Genomic DNA, 18,722 nt, shown 5'->3' on the forward strand with positions numbered 1-18,722 from the left:
CGCTGGCTAGGATCGGAGCGATGAGACTCGACGCAGCAGACCCGGGCATCTGGACCGAGCTCGGCAGGATCGCGACCCAGGTCGGCCTCCGCGCCGCGGGGATCGCCGCGATCGTCGTCGGCGCGGTGCTGCTCTCCTGGCTGCTGCGCATCGTGATCCGCCGTGTCGTGCGACGGATCGTCGCCGGCGCCAAGTCCAAGGCCAACGTCGACGACACCCGCGCGATCGAGGCTTCGCCCCTCGCCCAGGTGCGTCTCGTCCAGCGCACCCGCACGCTGGGGACGATCCTCCAGAACATCGTCAACGTGACGATCGTCATCATCGCCGTGATCCTGTGCGTCCAGGTCATCAATCCGGATGTGCTCGGCTCGTTCGCCCTCCTCTCCGCGGCCATCGGTGCGGGGCTCGGATTCGGCGCGCAGAACATCGTCAAGGATGTGCTCAACGGCATCTTCATCGTCGCCGAGGATCAGATCGGGATCGGCGATGTGGTCGATCTCGGCCTCGCCACCGGCATCGTCGAATACGTCAGTGTGCGCATCACCCACGTCCGCGACGTCAACGGGACGCTCTGGTACGTCCGCAACGGCGAGGTCACCCGGATCGGCAACATGTCGCAGGGCTGGTCGCGGGTCATCATCGACCTCGCGGTACCCGTCGACGCGGTGATCGAGGACGTCGAGAAGGCGATGCTCGACTCGGCGAAGAGCCTCGCGAAGGACCCGAAGTGGCGCACCCGCATCATCGAGCAGCCCGAGCTGTGGGGGCTGGAGTCGGTCTCCGGCGATGCGCTCGTCATCCGTCTCGTAATGAAGACGCGGGCCAATGCCAAGGACGACGTCGCACGTGAGCTCCGCATGCGCCTCAAGCGCGCGATCGACGCGATGGGGATCACGCTGCCGCAGTTGAACTCGATCACCCTCAGCGGCCTCGAGGGCGCCCAGCGGGTCCGCGGCGCGAATCCGCCGAAGACCAAGCCCACCCCCGTCGCCGGCGCCGAGGCGCGCACGCCCGACGCGAAGCCGGTGTGGCGCCCCAAGCGCAAGGGCTCCGCGGCACCCGCCGCGAAGGACGACGGCGCGACCGCGCCCACCGAGAGCGACACACCGTGAGCGACGACGCGCGTCTGAGCTTCTACGACGAGGTCGGGGGCCACGAGACCTTCGTGCGCCTCGTCGACGCCTTCTACCGCGGCGTCGCCGACGACGAGGTGCTCCGGCCGATGTATCCGGAGGAGGACCTCGGTCCTGCCGCCGAGCGCCTGACGCTCTTCCTCGAGCAGTACTGGGGCGGTCCGTCCACCTACAGCGAGCGGCGCGGTCATCCCCGACTGCGCATGCGTCATCTGCCGTTCCACGTGAACCCGGACGCGCGCGACCGCTGGCTGGCGCACATGCGCACAGCCGTGGAGGAGCTCGCCCTCCCGCCGCTGCACGAGGAGACGCTGTGGGATTACCTGCAGCGCGCCGCGTTCGCCATGGTGAACACCTTCGAGCCGACCGGGATCGGACCCGCGCAGGGAGCGCGGGGCGCCGGCACCCTTCCCCTCCATCCCGACACGACGAAGGAGTCGTCATGACAGCACGCGCGGGCACAGGCGCCGATGGGCGGTACTCGGCCGATGTCCTGGTGATCGGCTGGGGGCTGGCCGGTCTCGTGGCCGCGGGAGAGGCCGTGGCCGCCGGCAAGCAGGTGGTGATCGTCGATCAGGAGCCGCGCACGAACCTGGGCGGTCAGGCGTTCTGGTCCTTCGGCGGGCTGTTCTTCGTCGACTCGCCCGAGCAGCGCCGGATGGGCATCACCGACTCCCTGGAACTCGCCCGGCAGGACTGGTTCGGCACCGCGGGCTTCGACCGCGACGAGGATCTGTGGCCGCGCCGGTGGGCCGACGCCTACCTGGAGTTCGCGAACGGGGAGAAGCGCGCCTGGCTTCGGGAGAAGGGTGTCGGGTTCTTCCCCGTCGTCGGATGGGCCGAGCGTGGCGGGTACACGGCGACCGGGCCGGGCAACTCCGTGCCGCGGTTCCACATCACCTGGGGCACGGGGCCGGGGCTGGTGGCGCCGTTCCAGGCGGCCGTCGAGCAGGCCGAGGCCGCCGGGCGCCTCACGGTGCTCCCCCGCCACAAGGTCACGCAGCTCACGGTCGACGGCGGCGCGGTCACCGGCGCCCGGGGCGACGTGCTCGCTCCGTCGGGCGCGCGGCGCGGAGAGGCGACCTCTCGCGAGATCGTCGGGTCCTTCGAGATCTCCGCTGCGGCCACCGTGGTGAGCTCCGGCGGCATCGGGGGAAACCACGATCTCGTCCGCGCGCAGTGGCCGGCGCGTCTGGGCACACCTCCCGGCACCATGCTGTCCGGTGTGCCCGCCTACGTCGACGGCTCCATGCAGCCGATCTCCGCCGCGGCCGGCGCACGTCTGATCAACGGCGACCGCATGTGGCACTACGTCGAGGGCATCCAGAACTGGGATCCGATCTGGCCCACCCATGGCATCCGCATCCTCCCCGGCCCGTCCTCGATCTGGCTCGACGCGACAGGCGCACGGCTCCCCGTGCCGCTGTTCCCCGGGTTCGACACGCTCGGCACCCTCGCGCACCTGCGGGCGACCGGCCATGACCACTCGTGGTTCGTGCTGTCGCAGTCCATCGTCGAGAAGGAGTTCACCCTCTCGGGGAGCGAGCAGAATCCCGATCTCACCGAGAAGGACGTGCGCCTGCTGCTCTCGTCGAGGCTGGGGAAGGGCGCGTCAGGACCGGTCCAGTCCTTCCTCGACCACGGGGCGGACTTCGTCGTCCGGCGCACCCTCGACGAGCTCATCGCGGGCATGCGCGCACTCCCCGGCGGCGAGGCTCTGGACGCCGAGCGCGTCCGCCGGGAAGTCGTCGCGCGTGATCGCGAGATCGACAACGACTTCACGAAGGACGCGCAGATCGCGATGCTGCGCTCGGCGCGCGCCTACCGGGGCGATCGACTGGTGCGCACCGCCAGGCCACACCGCATCCTCGATCCTGCGGCGGGGCCGCTGATCGCCGTCAAGCTGCACGTGCTCACCCGCAAGTCGCTCGGCGGCATCGAGACGGATCTGTCCGGGCGGGCGCTCGGAGCGGAGGGCGAGCCCATCCCCGGGCTCTACGCGGCCGGAGAGGCATCGGGCTTCGGCGGCGGCGGGGTCCACGGCTACCGGGCCCTGGAGGGGACCTTCGTCGGCGGCTGCCTCTTCTCCGGCCGGGTCGCGGGACGGGCAGCGGCCGCGGCCGTCTAGGCGGCCGGCGCCTCGCGCGACGCCCACCCGGTGGCGGTTCCCGGGCTGCACACGGGTTCGAGCGACGGATCGTCGGGCGACCGGGTGGTCACAGTGCCGCGTCAGCGGCTCCCGGTCGCACGGACGGCGGTCAGTCCGGAACGGACGGTGCTCCGCGCGAGCACGTGGCCGCGAGTGAGGCTCACCCGGGTCCAGGGCCCGCTGCGGCGGATCGCCGCCGTCTCCTCCCCCGCGATGAAGCCCAGCGCGAACGCGGCGAACGCCACGCCCTGCGGAAGGCCCGCGATCTCGTCGTCTTCCGGCCCCCACACCGCGGCGCGCACCGTGCGCACGACGTCTTCGCCGGCGTCGGTGGGGACGGCCCGCGCGACCGCGGCGATCCCGCCTTGCGCGCGCACGGCGAGCGTCGCCGCATCGATCTCACCGGCGGCCGTCCACCCGGTGCGGGGCGGCGAGATCCCCGCCCACGGCGCGGACCGGCCGGTGTCGGGCAGCAGAACGGCTGTCGCCGCTTCCGCGTCGGCTTCCAGGGCGCTCGCCTCCACGACGAGGTCGCAGACGAGCTCCGGGTCGACGGCGAGGAACCGCATGCCGAGCACCGTGGGCGTCTCGTCCAGCAGCGAGGCGGGTGCCAGCGGAGCCGAGGTCAGCGCCAGCACCCCGCCTTCGGCGCGCAGCCGTACGAGACCGTCGCCGAGGAGCGCGGCGCGCCGCGCGAACGTCACCGCGTCGGCGGCGGCGAGCGGATCGGCGAAGAGGAGGCGTGAGGGCACCCGCCCTAAACTACCAAGGGCGCCCGCGACTGCGGCGCCGGGAGGAGGACCCGTGCCGCACGAGCTCGATCCGGTGGACGCCATGCTGGCGGTGCTCGATCTGTCATCCGGCGATGCGCGGACCACCGAGGACATCTTCACCGGGATCTCGCACCCGATGCCGAGCGGGCGCATCTTCGGCGGGCAGGTGCTGGCGCAGGCGATCCTCGCTGCCGACCGCACCACAGGCGACGACCGGGTGCCTCACTCGATGCACGGCTACTTCCTCCGGCCGGGAGACGCCGGGCAGGGCCTCACCTTCTCTGTCGACCGCATCCACGACGGTCGGTCGTTCTCGACGCGGCGGACGCAGGCCTTCCAGTCGGGCGTCCCGATCTTCTCGATGATCGCCTCGTTCGAGCGCGAGGACCCGGGACTGGATCACCAGGCGGCGCTGCCCGAAGGCATCCCGTCGCCCGATGAGCTGATCGCCCACAGGGGCGAGACGCTGCGTCACCCGCACTCGCAGCGTCTGCTGGACCAGAGCCCGATCGAGGTGCTCCACGTCTCGGGCGATCTGTACGGGGACGCGCCCGCGTCCCACGAGCCGCATCAGGCGGTGTGGATGCGCACGCGACGTCCGATCGGCGACGAGCCGGCCCTGCACCGCGCCGTCCTCGCGTATCTCAGCGACCTCACGATCCAGGAGCCGGTGCTGCGGGCGCACGGGGTGTCCTGGCTGCGGCCCGGACTCAAGGTCGCGAGCCTGGATCACGCCATGTGGTGGCACCGGCCCGCGCGCGTCGACGAGTGGCTGCTCTACCTGCAGGAGTCGCCCAGCGCCCGCGGCGGACGCGGGCTCTCCACCGGGCGCCTCTTCGACCGGGACGGGTCGCTGGTCGCCTCAGTGGCTCAGGAGATCATGATCCGCGTGCCGGCGGACTCATGACCCGCTCAGCCGGCGTCAGCGGCGGTGACCGTAGACGATCGGTTCGCCGAGGTACGGCGTCCACGCATCGCGCATGCGGTCGCTGAGACGCATCGGCCGACCGGTCTGCGCGTCCACCATCACCACGACGGACGTGGCGCGCGCGTAGAGGCGCTGCGGGTCGTCGCCGAGGGGGCTGAAGACCTCGTAGCAGACCTCGATGCTCGACCCGCCGATCTTGCCGAACCACATCTGGATGTCGAGCGGCTCGCGGCGGTAGGGCACCGGGGCGAGGTACTCGATCTCCTGACGCGCGATGAGGGTGAGCACGCCGGAGGCGATGCCGCTCTCGATCACGGCCGTGTCCGGTGCCGTGTCGCCCGCCTCGGGCGTCCAGAACACGCGGACGCGCGCCTCCTCCAGCAGCTTCAGCATCGACGTGTTGTTCACGTGGTTGAACGCGTCGAGGTCGCCCCATCGCAGGTGGATGGGGACGTGCAGGCGCGTCTCAGTCACGGGTGAGCTTGCGGTGCGTCGAGCGGTGGGGTGCGGCCGCGTCGGCGCCCAGACGCTCGACCTTGTTGGCCTCGTACGCCTCGAAGTTGCCCTCGAACCAGTACCACTGATCCGGCTTCTCGTCGGTGCCCTCGTAGGCGAGGATGTGGGTCGCGATCCGGTCGAGGAACCATCGGTCGTGGGTGATGACCACGGCGCACCCGGGGAACTCCAGCAGCGCGTTCTCGAGGGATCCGAGGGTCTCGACGTCGAGGTCGTTGGTCGGCTCGTCGAGGAGCAGCAGGTTGCCGCCCTCCTTGAGCGTGAGTGCCAGGTTGAGCCGGTTCCGCTCGCCGCCGGACAGGACGCCCGCCTTCTTCTGCTGGTCGGGGCCCTTGAACCCGAACTTGGAGACGTACGCCCGCGAGGGGATTTCGGTCTTGCCGACCGTGATGATGTCGAGGCCGTCCGAGACGACCTCCCACAGCGTCTTGTTCGGGTCGATGTTGGCCCGGCTCTGGTCGACGTAGCTGATCTTGACCGTCTCGCCGATCTTGAGGTCGCCGCCGTCGAGCGGCTCGAGGCCCACGATCGTCTTGAACAGCGTGGTCTTTCCGACGCCGTTGGGACCGATCACCCCGACGATGCCGTTGGGCGGAAGGCTGAAGCTCAGCCCGTCGATGAGGCTCCGGTCGCCGAAGGACTTCGACAGCTTCTTCGCCTCGATCACGACACTGCCGAGACGGGGACCGGCGGGGATCTGGATCTCCTCGAAGTCGAGCTTGCGCGTGCGCTCCGCCTCCGCCGCCATCTCCTCGTAGCGCGCGAGGCGTGCCTTCGACTTGGTCTGGCGGCCCTTGGCGCTCGAGCGCACCCACTCCAGCTCGTCCTTGAGACGCTTGGCGAGCTTGGCGTCCTTCTTGCCCTGGATGTCGAGGCGCTCGGCCTTCTTCTCCAGATACGTCGAGTAGTTGCCCTCGTAGCCGATCAGCCGCCCGCGGTCGACCTCGGCGATCCATTCCGCGACGTTGTCGAGGAAGTACCGGTCGTGGGTGATCGCGATCACCGCACCCTTGTACGAGGTGAGGTGCTGCTCCAGCCACAGCACGCTCTCGGCGTCGAGGTGGTTGGTCGGCTCGTCGAGGAGCAGCAGGTCGGGCTTCTGCAGGAGGAGCTTGGCCAGGGCGACGCGGCGCTTCTCACCGCCCGAGAGGGGGGCGATCGCGGCGTCGCCCGGCGGAGTGCGCAGGGCGTCCATCGCCTGCTCGAGCTGGGAGTCGAGGTCCCAGGCGTCGGCAGCGTCGATCTCCTCCTGGAGGCTGCCCATCTCGGCGAGAAGGGTGTCGAAGTCGGCATCGGGGTCGCTCATGAGGCCGGAGATCTCGTTGAAGCGGTCGACCTTGGCCTTGATGGCGATGCCGTCCTGGATGTTCTCGAGAACGGTCTTGGACTCGTCGAGCTCCGGTTCCTGCATGAGGATGCCGACGGTGAAGCCCGGAGACAGCTTCGCCTCGCCGTTGGAGGGCTGGTCCAGCCCCGCCATGATCTTCAGGATGGTGGACTTTCCCGCGCCGTTCGGACCGACCATGCCGATCTTCGCGCCGGGGAGGAAAGCCATCGTGACGTCGTCGAGAATGAGCTTCTCGCCGACAGCCTTGCGGGCACGGACCATGGAGTAGATGTACTCAGCCATAACGGACCAAGTCTACGGTGCCGTTCACCAGTCGATGGGCCGCGTCTCCCCCACCAGGCAGCCGCCGGTCGGCAGGTGCGGCAGGACGACGGCGGCGGGCTTCTTCGTCGAAGGACCCACCTGGCCGACCAGACACGCGTCCGTCCACCGCACCGAGAACTGGATGCTGTCGGCGGGGATCCCCACGGATGAACGGTCCTTCGTCACTTCCATCGACGCCTTGTCGAACCCGGCGCGCACGAGCGCGTCGATGTACGCGCGGCCCTTCACCCTGTCGTCGGTCTTCCACACCTTCTCCATGACCTCGGTGAACAGCGGCAGGTTGTCCTCGGCGCTGCCGTCGGGGTCGAGCGCAGGCTCTGTCCGCGAAGGGGCGGGGGTCGGTGACGACGGCGTCGCCGCGTCGGTGGGCGAGGCGACCGTCTCCGAGGCCGCAGGACCCGGGCCGGGCTGCGCGTCGGGAGCGCATCCGGTGAGCGCCCCGATCGCTGCGAGCACCGCCACAGCGACGACGCAGGGGCGGGGGTCGAGTCGGCGCACGCACCGAGTCTACGGCGCGCCGGTGTCGGTCCCGGCGGCTCAGAACGGGGTGGGGTCGCTGCCGAGCGCGGGGGCCCATGCGCCGCTCTCCTCCCCGCTGGCGCCCGGCTCCTCGTCTCGGGACCCGGCGTCCCCCTCACCCGGCGAGCGTCCGCCGTCGGACGCCGTCGTGCTCTCTGCCCGCACAGGCGCGGTGCGCCGGTAGACGGTCGTCCCCCACAACAGGTCGTGCCCCAGGGCAGCCGCGTCGATCTCGGCCGCGACGCCCTGTCGGCCGTTGGCCTCCCACTCGCGCAGCTTGAACGATCCCGACACGATGACGCGGTGCCCCTTGCGGATCGACTCGGCGGCGTGCTCGGCGAGTCCGCGGTAGGCGGACACCGCGTACCAGTTCGTCTGACCGTCCACCCAGGTGCCGGTCGCCTCGTCGCGGCGGCGGACGTTCGTGGCGAGGCGGAAGTGGAAGACGGGGATGCCCGTCGAGGTCTGCCGCCGCTCCGGGTCGGTCGCCACGGTTCCCACCACGGTGATCTGATCGCTCATCTCCTGCACTCCTTCCGCGGAGTCCGTCCCCGCCTCGCCACAGGCTGTCGGGCGCCCGGAACCCGCGTTCCCTGATCCGCACGAGCAGTGGACAACGGCACCCAGTACGCGGATGGGGAGGAGACGGGGCGATGTCGGTGGTCGAAGCTATGTTCGAACCACAGGAGGACGACATGACCCCGACACCCACCATCGAACCGGCGCAGATCGACGCCGGAGCGCCTCAGAGCGCCGGAGCGCTGCGACTGCTGCCCGTCGCCGACAGGCTCTGGCGCGTCGTCGAATCGCACGGCCGGGTGATCGGCCACCTCCAGGTCCGCGGCGATCGCGCACAGCGGCGCTTCGTCGCGCTGCGCTTCCACGCGGGCGACCGTCGCTTCCGTGAGGTCGGTGCCTTCTGGACGCGGGCCGAGGCGCTGGAGTGCCTGCGACTCTCGCGCTGATCAGACGACGGCTGCTCCCCAGGGCGTCGAGGCCGCGGCCGGGGTGGCGGCGCGCACCGCCGGCCAGATGTCGCCGAGGATCGCCACAGCACGGCGAAGGTCCTCCGGCGGTGCGGTGAAGGGAATCCTCAGATGCCGCTCGTGCCCGCCGTCAGGCGAGAACCGCGGACCGGCGGACAGGTGGAGTCCCCGCGCGCGTGCCGCCATGACGAGACCCGAGCTGAGCGGCGCGTCGAGCTCGACCCACACGCAGACGCCGCCTGCGACCTCGGGCACCCGCCACTCCGGGACGGCTGTCCTCAGGGCATCCACCAGCGCGTCGCGGCCCTCGCGCAGCAGGAGGGCACGCTGCGCGAGCACTTCCGGCATGCGCCGCAGGAGTCGCACCGACACGGCCTGCTCGAACTCCGGTGTGCCGAGCTCACGCGACGGGCGGGCGGCCACGAGCCGTCGGATGAGCGTCGGCTCGGCACGGATCCACCCCACCCTCAATCCGCCCCAGACCGTCTTGCCGAGGGAGCCGATGCGCACGGCCGGGACGTCCGCGAACGCCACCGCGCTCACGGCGCGTGCATCGATCGCCAGCTCGCCGGTGGTCTCGTCGAGCAGCAGCACGGTGCCGGCGTCGGCCGCGGCGCGCGCGATGACGTCCTGCTCCCGGATGCTCATCGATCGACCCGTCGGGTTCTGGAAGTCGGGCATCAGGTACGCGATCGCCGGGCGGGTGCGGGCGATGGCCTGCGCGGCGCGGTCGATGTCCCATCCGGCGTCGACGGAGACCGGGATGCTCACCAGCCGCGCTCCCGCCATCCGAAGGGCCTCCGCGGCGTGCGGGTAGGTCGGGGTCTCGATGGCGGCCCGCTCACCCCGGCGCAGGAGCGTCTGGGCGAGGAGATGGATCGCGCTCTGCGCCCCGGTGGTCACCATCACCTCGTCGGGTGCGGTGGGGAGCCCTCTGGCGGTGTAGCGGTCGGCGATCGCGGTTCGCAGTTCGGCGGAGCCGACGATGTCGTAGCCCGACCGCGCCACGAGCGCCGCGGTGTCCAGGGCGGTCTCGCTCATGATGCCGGCGAGCCCCGGCCACGCGGCCGGGCTCGCCTGTGAGAGGTCGAGGTCGTCCACCCCGACGGCGTCGCGCGGCGGCACCCTGCGCCCGAGTGGCAGGGTGACGCTTCCCGAGCCTCGCAGGCTCTCGATGTGGCCCGTCTCCCGCAGGCTGCGATACGCGGCGGCGACGGTGGTGCGACTGATGGCCAGCGCGTGGGCGAGCTCCCGCTCGGCGGGCAGCGCGGTCCGCGGCGCCAGGCGGTTGTCGAGGCACAGCAGCCGGATGCCGTCGGCCAGCGCCTCGTAGGCGGGCTCGCGCGTGCGCCACCCGCCGAGGGCGAGAGAGAGCATCCGAGCGGTGATCCGGGAGTCCATGCGGCCACGCTAGTGGAATTGGACTGGTCATTGGCGTCCAATTCTGCGATTGGATGGGACCCATGATCCTCCGCTCGATCCAGCTGCTCGTCGGTCTCGTCCTCTTCGGCGTCGGCTGCGCGGTCATGGTCCAGGCGGGGATCGGGCTCGATCCGTGGACCGTCTTCGCTCAGGGCGTCTCGCGCCAGACCGGCATCGGGATCGGCTGGGTCACGAACATCGTCGGCTTCCTGGTGCTGCTGGCGTGGATCCCGCTGCGTCAGAAGCCCGGGATCGGCACCATCGCCAACATCCTCCTCGTGGGAACGAGCATGCAGCTCGCGCTGGGCGTCGTGCCCGTCGCGCGCGGCTTCGTCGTCCAGGTGCTGGTGTTCCTGGCGGGGACCGCGCTCGTCGCACTGGCGTCGGGGCTCTACATCGGGGCCAACTTCGGCCCGGGCCCGCGAGACGGTCTGATGACCGGCCTGAACTCCCGGTTCGGCTGGCCCATCTGGGTGTCCCGGTTCGGGGTCGAGGCGTCCGTGCTCGTGGCCGGCTGGCTGCTCGGGGGCACGGTCGGACTCGGCACGGTGCTGTTCGCGGTGCTCATCGGGCCCGCCGTGCACCTCGCACTGCCGTGGTTCGACCGGCGGCCCCGGCACACTGCGATCGTGGCGGTCGCGCAGCCGGCGGTCTGAGCGCGCGTCGCGAGGTCAGTGCTCCCGGAACTGCGGCCAGTCGGCGCCGGGGGTCATGTGCCCGTGCAGCGCGTTCTTCGCGATGTCCATGGTGGGGTAGCTGCCGAGCGTCGAGGATGCCCCCGCCATCGTGACGATGTACTCACCGTCCGTGCGGCGGATGCTCCCGACGACCTGGCCCTCCGCTCCATAGGCGAGCCAGAGGGCGGATGTGGTGGTGGCGGTCATGATGCGCTCCTTCCGTCCCGTCGAACGCTACGCCTGCCGGTTCCCGAACGCCATGGGGTGGGACGTCGCCGGTCCGGGCCGGCTCCACCCCATCGGCACCGGGGCGGTACGGTAGAGGACGGTTCCCTTCCCCTCCATAGCTCAGTGGACAGAGCGAGCGGTTTCTACCCGCCAGGTCGGGGGTTCGAATCCTCCTGGAGGGACCCGTCGCAGGGCCCGTGACGCCCGCCGCGTCGGACCCGCTCGTTAGGATGGCCCCATGGTGGCTGCAGCGGAGAACGACCGGCTCGTCTGGATCGACTGCGAGATGACCGGGCTCGATCTCGCGGTCGACCAGCTGGTCGAGATCGCGATCATCGTCACCGACTACGAGCTGAAGATCCTCGACCCCGGCTTCCAGGTCGTCATCAAGCCCGACCCGTCGGCGCTCGAGCACATGAACGACTTCGTCACGCAGATGCACCGCTCGTCCGGACTGCTCGATGAGATCCCCCATGGAGTCAGCGTGGCCGAGGCCGAGTTCCAGTCGCTGGAGTACATCCAGCGCTTCGTCCCGGAGGGGAAGGCTCCTCTCGCGGGCAACACCATCGGCACCGACCGGATGTTCCTCGCGCGGTACATGCCCCGTGTCGACCGGTGGCTGCACTACCGGAACGTCGACGTGTCCAGCATCAAGGAGCTCTCCCGGCGCTGGTACCCGCGGGCGTACTTCCAGGCTCCCGCGAAGGACGGCGGCCACCGCGCGCTGGCCGACATCCGCGAGTCGATCCGCGAGCTCGCCTACTATCGCGAAGCCGTGTTCGTGCCCGAGCCGGGACCGACCAGCGAGGCGGCGCGCGACGTCGCCGCTGCGACCGTGTCGTCGTTCGGTCCCGTGCTGTAATACAATCGTGTGGTTGCCCGCATGCGGGCGCATGGTGGGTATAGCTCAGTTGGTAGAGCACCTGGTTGTGGTCCAGGGGGTCGCGGGTTCAAGTCCCGTTACTCACCCCATGTACATCCCCGGTGAGGCGTGGCGATGATCGATATGGATGCCGATGCATTCGAGGCGCTCGTCGCCGCCGAACTCGATCGTCTGCCGGGCGAGATGGTCGACGGCCTCGACAACGTCGTCTTCGTCGTCGAGGACCGCCCCGAGGACGGATCCCTCGATCTCTTCGGCCTGTACGACGGCCTGGCTCTCACGGAGCGCGACCGCTACGGCTCGGGTGAGCTCCCCGACCGCATCATCGTCTACCGGCAGCCGCACCTGGACGCGTGCGACGACGTCGTCGGTCTGCGCGACGAAGTGCACACGACGCTCGTGCACGAGATCGCCCATTTCTACGGGATCGACGACGAGCGACTGCACGAGCTGGGGTGGGCATGACTCTTCCGCTCGAAGACACCCGACTCGACGTCGACGCACGGGAGGACCCGCCGTGGGAGACCGTCGTCTGGAACGACCCGGTGAACCTCATGTCGTATGTGACCCACGTGTTCCGGGAGTACTTCGGGTTCAGCGCCGAGCGGGCGCACGAACGGATGCTCGCCGTCCACCACCTCGGCCACGCCGTGGTGGCCGAGGGCGCCCGGGAGCAGATGGAGCTCCATGTCCAGGCCATGCACGACTACGGCCTGTGGGCCACCGTGCGGAAGGGAAGCCGGTGACCGAACGGATCGTCGTGCTGGAGCTCGCACGACTGGAAGCAGCCCACCTCACCGACCTCATCGAGCAGTTCGCCGCGTTGCTCGACGGCGGGACCGGCGACGATCCGGCGGTGGCGCGCCTGGTGCCCGATGCGTACCGCGACGACCCCGACTCCAGTGCGGAGTTCCGACGGCTGACGGAGGACGATCTCCTGCAGCGACGGCGAGACGACGTCCGCGATGTCCTGGCCACCCTCCTGGTCGACGGCGCGCCCCTCACGATCCACACGGTCGACGACGAGACCGCGACCACGTCGATGACCGTTCCGCTCGATGAGAGCCAGTCGGCGGCGTGGCTGCGCACACTCGCGGCGCTCCGTCTCGTGCTGGCCTCCCGGCTCGAGATCACGGACGAGGGCGACCACGACGAGACCGATCCCCGCTTCGGCGTATACGACTGGATCGGCTACCGGCTGGAAGGCCTTCTGCAGGCTCTCGACGACTGACCGCGCCCGATCGGCGGCGGCCGGTCACGGCACGGCGACGACGATCCCCGCGAGCGACGCCGGGTCGTGCTGACGGACGTGCGCCTCCTCCTGGGCGGCCCAGCGGTCCCAGTGCGGACGATAGGTCTCGCCGTCGCGATCGAGCGCACGCCGCCGGCGCGAGGCCTCCGGCGACTCCAGCCACACCTGGACGTCGCTGAGAGCGCGGCTGGCCGGCGTCAGGACACCGGAGCCCTCGATGACCAGGGCGCCCTCGGCCGGGACCGTGTGCGATTCCGCGGGCCTTTCCGCCGCCCAGTCCCAGCGATGCCACCGACCGGCGCGCCCCTCCGCGCGCGGAAGGAGCACCCCCGCGCGCACCTGCTCGGCCCCCGCGGCGAGCCCATCCCAGCCCGGATACAGCGAATCCAGTGCCAGCAGCGTCGCATCCAAGCGGGTGGCCACGAGACGGGCGAGCGTGGTCTTGCCCGCACCGGACCGGCCGTCGATCAGCACGACGGGACGCGCGAGGCCGGCGACGGCACGCTCGATGTCAGCGGCCGCCGCCGCGATCGAGGCGGCGACGTCAGCGCTTGAGGGCACGGATGACGCGGCTGAGCGCGCGTCCGGCCACCCACACGAACGGGATGCCGATCGCGAGCAGGGAGACGAGGTTCGGCTCGAAGCGGAGGTCGTCGCCCTTGCGCACGTAGGCGCCGAGCGGAACGGCGAACCCGCCGCCTCCGCCGCCGCCGTTGCCGTCGGTGTCCTCGCCGGCGCCGAAGCCCGACCACGACAGGGCGACGGGCACGAGGCGGATGCCGTCGACGTCCTGCTGTTCGCCGTACACGCTGTTGACGCCGAGTGAGGTGGCCTGCTTGCCGAGTTCGAGTGCGAGATTGGGCATGGTCATACCGTAGCCGCACGGCGCGGTACGCGCGCGGGGGTTGCCGACGGCCCGGATCAGTGCTCCGGAGGAAGACGCGGGTTGGTGGGGAGCGCGTTCACGTCGCGCCGGGCGCCGAGGATGCTGGCGCGGGTGACAGCCGCCTTGCCGAAGCGGGCCCGGGCTCCGTCGAGTGCCTCGTCCACTGCGCGCCACTCCGCGTCGTCGTCCCACAGCGCCAGCATGCCGCCCGACGTGCTCCGCAGCCGTTCGCCGCGGACGCCGACGAGGCGCACCGGCTGGTCGAGAGGGAGCTGCGCGAGCAGCTCGATCGCCACGTCGCCGATCCGCTGTCCGACGTTGGTGGCCTCGGGCAGGGTCACCGACCGGGACACGGTGGTGAAATCCGCGTACCGGAGCTTCAGCGCTATGGTCTGAGCCTCCCACTGTCCGTCGCGAAGCCGCGCGGCCACCCGGTCGGAGAGGCGACGAAGCTCGCTGCGCAGCACGATGGCGTCGGACACGTCCTCGAGGAACGTCTCCTCGTGACCGACGCTCTTCTCGACGTGGACGGTGTCGACCTCGCGCGGATCGATGCCGTGCGCGAGCTGCCACACCCGCTCCCCCGTCGCGGCGCCGAGCGCGCGTTCGAGCACGTGCCGAGGGCTGGCGAGCACATCGGCGACGAGCCGGATGCCACGGCCCTCGAGCGCCTCCGCGGCCTTCGGCCCCACGCCCCAGAGCGCGCGCACCGGCCGCGCCGCGAGGAAGGCCTGGGTGTCGGCATGCGAGACGATCAGCAGGCCGTCGGGCTTGGACAGCGTGGACGCGATCTTCGCCACGTGCTTGGTGGAGGCGACGCCGACGCTGCAGGTGAGCCCGGTCTGCTCCCTCACCCGGCGCCGGAGCATCACCGCGATCGTGCCCGGGCTTCCCCACAGACGGCGGGCGCCGCTCACGTCCAGGAACGCCTCGTCGATGGACAGCGGCTCCACCAGCGGGGTGATCTCGTGGAAGATGTCCATGACCTGGCGCGACAACGCGGCGTAGCGCTCGAAGTGCGGGACCACGACGATGACCGACGGACACAGCCGCAGCGCCTGGCCGACGGACATGGCAGCCCGCACCCCGAAGCGGCGCGCCTCGTACGAGGCGCTCGCCACCACTCCTCGCCCCTCGACGCCGCCGACGATGAGCGGCTTCCCGCGCAGCGACGGGTCGTCGAGCACCTCCACCGACGCGTAGAACGCGTCCATGTCCACGTGCAGGATCCGGGTGCCCGAGTCGTCGGCGTCGTCCGGCGAGACGACGCGCCCCGATCCGTCACCGCGTCCCATGGATCCATTGTCCGGCACGCCCCCGACACGGGGGCTACTGCGCGGCGCGCTCCAGGACGAGTTCGCGCACGCGTGCCGCGTCGGCCTGTCCGCGCATCGCCTTCATCACCGCGCCGATCACCGCGCCGGCGGCCTGCACCTTGCCGTCGCGGATCTTCTCGAGCACGTCCGGCTGAGCCGCGAGGGCGTCATCGATCGCCGCGATCAGGGCGCCGTCGTCCGACACCACGGCAAGGCCGCGGGCGTCGACCACCTCCTGGGGCGAGCCCTCGCCGGCGATGACGCCTTCGAGCACCTGGCGGGCCAGCTTGTCGGTGAGCGTCCCGGCGTCCACGAGCAGCTGCAGCGCAGCGACGTCCGCCGGCGAGACGAGCGAGGTCGCCTCGACGCCGCGGGTGTTCGCGATCCGGGAGATCTCACCCGTCCACCACTTCCGCGCGGCCGCAGGGCTCGCTCCGGCGGCGACCGTCGCCTCGACCTCGGCCAGCAGTCCGCCGTTCGCGACGTCCTGGAACTCGAGGTCCGTGTATCCCCACTCGGCCTTCAGCCGGCGCCGTCGCACGGCGGGCGCCTCGGGCAGGGCGGCACGCAGCTGCGCGATGAGCTCCTCGGACGGAGCGACCGGCAGCAGGTCGGGCTCCGGGAAGTAGCGGTAGTCGTCGGCGTCGGACTTCGGACGGCCGGGCGACGTCGTGCCGGTGTCCTCGTGCCAGTGGCGGGTCTCCTGCGTGATCGAGCCGCCGCCGGCGAGGATCGCCGCCTGACGCTGGATCTCGTAGCGCACCGCCCGCTCGACCGAGCGCATGGAGTTCACGTTCTTGGTCTCGGTGCGGGTGCCGAGCGGCGGAAGCGGCTCCCCCTCGGCGACGCGCGGGCGCAGGGACACGTTGGCGTCGCAGCGGAGGTTCCCCCGCTCCATCCGGGCTTCCGAGATCCCCAGCGACAGCACGATGTCGCGGATCGCCGCCACGTACGCCTTCGCCACCTCGGGAGCGCGGTGCTCGGTGCCGTAGATCGGCTTCGTGACGATCTCCACGAGCGGAACGCCCGCGCGGTTGTAGTCCACGAGCGAGTACTCAGCGCCCTGGATGCGGCCGGTGGCACCGCCGACGTGGGTCAGCTTGCCCGCGTCCTCCTCCATGTGCGCGCGCTCGATCGGCACCTCGACGCGGGTGCCGTCGGCCAGTTCGATCTCGACCTGCCCCTCGAAGGCGATGGGCTCGTCGTACTGCGAGATCTGGTAGTTCTTCCCGAGGTCCGGGTAGAAGTAGTTCTTGCGCGCGAACCTGCTCGACGGCGCGATCTGGCAGCCGAGGGCGAGGCCGAGGCTGATCGAGTAGCGCACGGCCGTCTCGTTGACGACCGGCAGGGAGCCCGGAAGCCCCATGTCGACCGGTGCGACGAGGGTGTTGGGCGCCGCGTCGTGGTTGTCCGCGTGCGCCGGGTTGCCTGCCGACGAGAACATCTTCGTCGCCGTGTTCAGCTCGACGTGCACCTCGAAGCCGAGCACCGGCTCGAAGCGCGCGATCGCCTCGTCGTAGTCCATCAGGGCGGTCTTGGCCATCAGAGGGCCCGTCCTTCCGTGCCGAGAGCGGGCGCCTTGTCCAGGAGCGGCCCGCCCCACTGATCCACCAGCAGCGCCTCGAGTCCCGCGCCGACGCGGTAGAGCCGCGCGTCCTCGCGAGCGGGCGCGAGGAACTGGATGCCGACCGGCATCCCGTCCTCCTCGGCGAGCCCGGACGGGATCGAGATCCCCGGCACGCCGGCCAGGTTGGCGGGGATGGTCGTCACGTCGTTGAGGTACATCTGCAGCGGGTCGTCGATCTTCTCGCCGAGGCGGAACGCGGTGGTCGGCGCCGACGGCGTCGCGATCACGTCCACCTTCTCGAAGGCGGCGTCGAAGTCCCGCTGGATGAGCGTGCGGACCTTCTGGGCGCTGCCGTAGTACGCGTCGTAGTAGCCCGCGGACAGCGCGTAGGTGCCCAGGATGATCCGCCGCTTCACCTCCTCGCCGAACCCCGCGTCGCGGGTGACGGCCATGACGTCCTCGACGGTGCCGCCCGGTACGTCGACCCGCAGACCGAACCGCACCGAGTCGAACTTGGCGAGGTTGCTCGAGGCCTCGGCGGGGAGGATGAGGTAGTAGGCCGCGACGCCGTACTCGAAGTGCGGTGCGCTGATGTCGACGATCTCGGCGCCGTGCGCCTCCAGCAGGGCGAGCGCGGCGCGGAAGGACGCGGAGACACCGGCCTGGAAGCCGGAGTCGGGCAGTTCGGAGATGACCCCGACCCGCAGGCCCCGCAGCGCCGCGCCGGTGGCTCCCTCGCGCGCCGCGGCGGCGAAGGACGGCCAGGTGTCGCTCAGCGACGTCGAGTCGTGGGGGTCGTGACCGCCGATGACGTCGTGCAGGAGCGCCGAGTCGAGGACGGTGCGCGAGACCGGTCCGACCTGGTCGAGGCTGGACGCGAGAGCGATGGCGCCGAACCGGCTCACGCCGCCGTACGTCGGCTTCATGCCGACCGTGCCGGTGACATGCGCGGGTTGTCGGATCGACCCGCCGGTGTCGGAGCCGAGGGCCAGCGGCGCCTCGAAGGCGGCGACGGCGGCAGCGGACCCACCGCCCGAGCCGCCGGGGATCCGGTCCAGATCCCAGGGGTTGTGGGTCGGGCCGAACGCCGAGTGCTCGGTGGAGGAGCCCATCGCGAACTCGTCCATGTTCGTCTTGCCGAGCGGGATGAGGCCGGCGGCGCGGGAGCGCGAGACCACCGTCGCGTCATACGGCGACAGGTAGCCCTCGAGGATCCGGGAACCGCTGGTGGACGGCATGTCCGTGGTCACCAGGACGTCCTTGATCGCCAGCGGCACACCGGCGAGCTCACCGAGCTGCTCGCCTGCCGCGCGGCGGCGATCGACGTCGGCCGCGGCGTCGAGGGCGCCCGCGTTGACGTGGAGGAAGGCGTGCACGTCCGCGTCGACGGCGGCGATGCGATCCAGGTGGGCCTGCGTCGCCTCGACGCTCAACACCTCGCCGGAGGAGAGGCGCGCCGCGAGATCGGCGGCGGTCAGCCGTGTCAGGTCCGCGCTCACTGCTCCTCCCCCAGGATGGCGGTGACGCGGAAGCGCCCGTCGGCGGAGTCGGGAGCGTTCTGGAGGACCTGCTCCACGGTCAGCATCTCGCCGACGGCGTCCGGACGATAGACGTTCTCCAGCGGGATCGGGTGACTGGTCGCGGGGACGTCGGCCGAGGCCACCTCCGAGACCTTCGCGATGTTGTCGACGATCACGGCGAGCTGACCGGTGAGGCGCTCGACCTCCTCGTCACTCAGCTGGATACGGGCGAGCACGCCGAGATGGCGCACGAGATCTGGGCTGATTTCCGACACCACGACAGTCTAGTTGCGGC

Annotated in this window: 23 protein-coding genes and 2 tRNA genes; 12 read left to right on the top strand and 13 right to left on the bottom strand. The window is 70.9% G+C overall.

What is annotated here, in order from left to right:
* Positions 1-20: 20 nt before the first annotated feature.
* From QQZ13_RS01425 to QQZ13_RS01435, 3 genes are read left to right on the top strand one after another with little or no spacing between them, the layout of a single operon-like run.
* Entirely contained in the window at positions 21-1,112 is a 1,092-nt protein-coding gene (locus tag QQZ13_RS01425; protein WP_284527344.1) for a mechanosensitive ion channel family protein, read from the top strand.
* Positions 1,109-1,579 (top strand): globin, encoded by a 471-nt coding sequence (locus tag QQZ13_RS01430; protein ID WP_284527345.1) that lies wholly within the window; start codon positions 1,109-1,111, stop codon positions 1,577-1,579. The genes QQZ13_RS01425 and QQZ13_RS01430 overlap by 4 nt, the downstream gene beginning before the upstream one ends.
* The gene (locus tag QQZ13_RS01435; protein ID WP_284527346.1) at positions 1,576-3,261 is read left to right on the top strand and encodes an FAD-binding dehydrogenase; all 1,686 of its coding nucleotides are present in this window, start codon (positions 1,576-1,578) and stop codon (positions 3,259-3,261) included. The genes QQZ13_RS01430 and QQZ13_RS01435 overlap by 4 nt, the downstream gene beginning before the upstream one ends.
* Positions 3,262-3,362: 101 nt before the next feature.
* On the opposite strand, the gene QQZ13_RS01440 is transcribed toward QQZ13_RS01435, so the two are convergent.
* Positions 3,363-4,034: a hypothetical protein gene (locus QQZ13_RS01440; protein WP_284527347.1), complete on the bottom strand. Its 672-nt coding sequence runs from the start codon at positions 4,032-4,034 to the stop codon at positions 3,363-3,365.
* A gap of 82 nt (positions 4,035-4,116) precedes the next feature.
* Between QQZ13_RS01440 and QQZ13_RS01445 the strand changes: the two genes are divergently transcribed.
* Positions 4,117-4,962, top strand: a complete 846-nt coding sequence (locus tag QQZ13_RS01445; RefSeq protein ID WP_284528007.1) for an acyl-CoA thioesterase II — start codon at positions 4,117-4,119, stop codon at positions 4,960-4,962.
* 15 nt (positions 4,963-4,977) lie between these two features.
* Here QQZ13_RS01445 and QQZ13_RS01450 read toward each other — a convergent pair whose 3' ends face one another.
* From QQZ13_RS01450 to QQZ13_RS01465, 4 genes are read right to left on the bottom strand one after another with little or no spacing between them, the layout of a single operon-like run.
* Complete coding sequence (locus QQZ13_RS01450; protein WP_284527348.1) at positions 4,978-5,457, bottom strand: thioesterase family protein; 480 nt, start codon at positions 5,455-5,457, stop codon at positions 4,978-4,980.
* Entirely contained in the window at positions 5,450-7,129 is a 1,680-nt protein-coding gene (gene ettA / locus QQZ13_RS01455) for an energy-dependent translational throttle protein EttA (RefSeq protein WP_284527349.1), read from the bottom strand. The genes QQZ13_RS01450 and ettA overlap by 8 nt, the downstream gene beginning before the upstream one ends.
* A 24-nt stretch (positions 7,130-7,153) precedes the next feature.
* Entirely contained in the window at positions 7,154-7,669 is a 516-nt protein-coding gene (locus tag QQZ13_RS01460; RefSeq protein ID WP_284527350.1) for a hypothetical protein, read from the bottom strand.
* Between the two features lie 39 nt (positions 7,670-7,708).
* A complete protein-coding gene (locus QQZ13_RS01465) occupies positions 7,709-8,212 on the bottom strand; it encodes a single-stranded DNA-binding protein (RefSeq protein ID WP_284527351.1) in 504 nt (167 codons plus the stop codon).
* Between the two features lie 173 nt (positions 8,213-8,385).
* On the opposite strand from QQZ13_RS01465, the gene QQZ13_RS01470 reads away from it, so the two are divergent.
* Positions 8,386-8,655, top strand: a complete 270-nt coding sequence (locus QQZ13_RS01470) for a hypothetical protein (protein ID WP_284527352.1) — start codon at positions 8,386-8,388, stop codon at positions 8,653-8,655.
* Here the strand turns inward: QQZ13_RS01470 and QQZ13_RS01475 are convergent, their stop codons facing one another.
* Complete coding sequence (locus QQZ13_RS01475) at positions 8,656-10,077, bottom strand: PLP-dependent aminotransferase family protein (protein ID WP_284527353.1); 1,422 nt, start codon at positions 10,075-10,077, stop codon at positions 8,656-8,658.
* Between the two features lie 62 nt (positions 10,078-10,139).
* Between QQZ13_RS01475 and QQZ13_RS01480 the strand changes: the two genes are divergently transcribed.
* On the top strand, positions 10,140-10,754 hold the full coding sequence (locus tag QQZ13_RS01480; RefSeq protein WP_284527354.1) for a YitT family protein: 615 nt from the start codon (positions 10,140-10,142) through the stop codon (positions 10,752-10,754).
* Between the two features lie 15 nt (positions 10,755-10,769).
* Here the strand turns inward: QQZ13_RS01480 and QQZ13_RS01485 are convergent, their stop codons facing one another.
* The gene (locus QQZ13_RS01485; RefSeq protein ID WP_284527355.1) at positions 10,770-10,982 is read right to left on the bottom strand and encodes a methyltransferase; all 213 of its coding nucleotides are present in this window, start codon (positions 10,980-10,982) and stop codon (positions 10,770-10,772) included.
* Positions 10,983-11,112: 130 nt separating this feature from the next.
* Between QQZ13_RS01485 and QQZ13_RS01490 the strand changes: the two genes are divergently transcribed.
* From QQZ13_RS01490 to QQZ13_RS01515, 6 genes are all read left to right on the top strand, one after another.
* Positions 11,113-11,185: transfer RNA gene (locus QQZ13_RS01490), tRNA-Arg, on the top strand.
* 56 nt (positions 11,186-11,241) lie between these two features.
* Positions 11,242-11,865: an oligoribonuclease gene (gene orn / locus QQZ13_RS01495; RefSeq protein WP_284527356.1), complete on the top strand. Its 624-nt coding sequence runs from the start codon at positions 11,242-11,244 to the stop codon at positions 11,863-11,865.
* Positions 11,866-11,899: 34 nt separating this feature from the next.
* Positions 11,900-11,975, top strand: a tRNA-His gene (locus tag QQZ13_RS01500).
* Between the two features lie 25 nt (positions 11,976-12,000).
* A complete protein-coding gene (locus QQZ13_RS01505; RefSeq protein WP_284527357.1) occupies positions 12,001-12,351 on the top strand; it encodes a metallopeptidase family protein in 351 nt (116 codons plus the stop codon).
* A complete protein-coding gene (gene clpS / locus QQZ13_RS01510; RefSeq protein ID WP_284527358.1) occupies positions 12,348-12,632 on the top strand; it encodes an ATP-dependent Clp protease adapter ClpS in 285 nt (94 codons plus the stop codon). Before QQZ13_RS01505 ends, clpS begins: the two co-directional genes overlap by 4 nt.
* On the top strand, positions 12,629-13,117 hold the full coding sequence (locus QQZ13_RS01515) for a DUF2017 family protein (protein WP_284527359.1): 489 nt from the start codon (positions 12,629-12,631) through the stop codon (positions 13,115-13,117). Before clpS ends, QQZ13_RS01515 begins: the two co-directional genes overlap by 4 nt.
* Before the next feature lie 24 nt (positions 13,118-13,141).
* Here QQZ13_RS01515 and QQZ13_RS01520 read toward each other — a convergent pair whose 3' ends face one another.
* From QQZ13_RS01520 to gatC, 6 genes are read right to left on the bottom strand one after another with little or no spacing between them, the layout of a single operon-like run.
* On the bottom strand, positions 13,142-13,699 hold the full coding sequence (locus tag QQZ13_RS01520; RefSeq protein ID WP_284527360.1) for a hypothetical protein: 558 nt from the start codon (positions 13,697-13,699) through the stop codon (positions 13,142-13,144).
* Positions 13,683-14,003 carry a hypothetical protein gene (locus QQZ13_RS01525; RefSeq protein WP_284527361.1) on the bottom strand — a complete coding sequence of 107 codons (321 nt, stop codon included), beginning with the start codon at positions 14,001-14,003 and terminating at the stop codon, positions 13,683-13,685. The genes QQZ13_RS01520 and QQZ13_RS01525 overlap by 17 nt, the downstream gene beginning before the upstream one ends.
* 56 nt (positions 14,004-14,059) lie before the next feature.
* A complete protein-coding gene (locus QQZ13_RS01530) occupies positions 14,060-15,319 on the bottom strand; it encodes a DNA polymerase IV (RefSeq protein ID WP_284527362.1) in 1,260 nt (419 codons plus the stop codon).
* Positions 15,320-15,353: 34 nt separating this feature from the next.
* Complete coding sequence (gene gatB / locus QQZ13_RS01535) at positions 15,354-16,883, bottom strand: Asp-tRNA(Asn)/Glu-tRNA(Gln) amidotransferase subunit GatB (RefSeq protein ID WP_284527363.1); 1,530 nt, start codon at positions 16,881-16,883, stop codon at positions 15,354-15,356.
* Positions 16,883-18,406, bottom strand: coding sequence for an Asp-tRNA(Asn)/Glu-tRNA(Gln) amidotransferase subunit GatA (gatA, locus tag QQZ13_RS01540; protein ID WP_284527364.1), 1,524 nt, complete (start codon positions 18,404-18,406; stop codon positions 16,883-16,885). The genes gatB and gatA overlap by 1 nt, the downstream gene beginning before the upstream one ends.
* The gene (gene gatC, locus QQZ13_RS01545; RefSeq protein ID WP_284527365.1) at positions 18,403-18,702 is read right to left on the bottom strand and encodes an Asp-tRNA(Asn)/Glu-tRNA(Gln) amidotransferase subunit GatC; all 300 of its coding nucleotides are present in this window, start codon (positions 18,700-18,702) and stop codon (positions 18,403-18,405) included. The genes gatA and gatC overlap by 4 nt, the downstream gene beginning before the upstream one ends.
* Positions 18,703-18,722 lie beyond the last annotated feature (20 nt).

This window comes from Microbacterium sp. T2.11-28 (genome assembly GCF_950097975.1).
GTDB lineage: Bacteria > Actinomycetota > Actinomycetes > Actinomycetales > Microbacteriaceae > Microbacterium.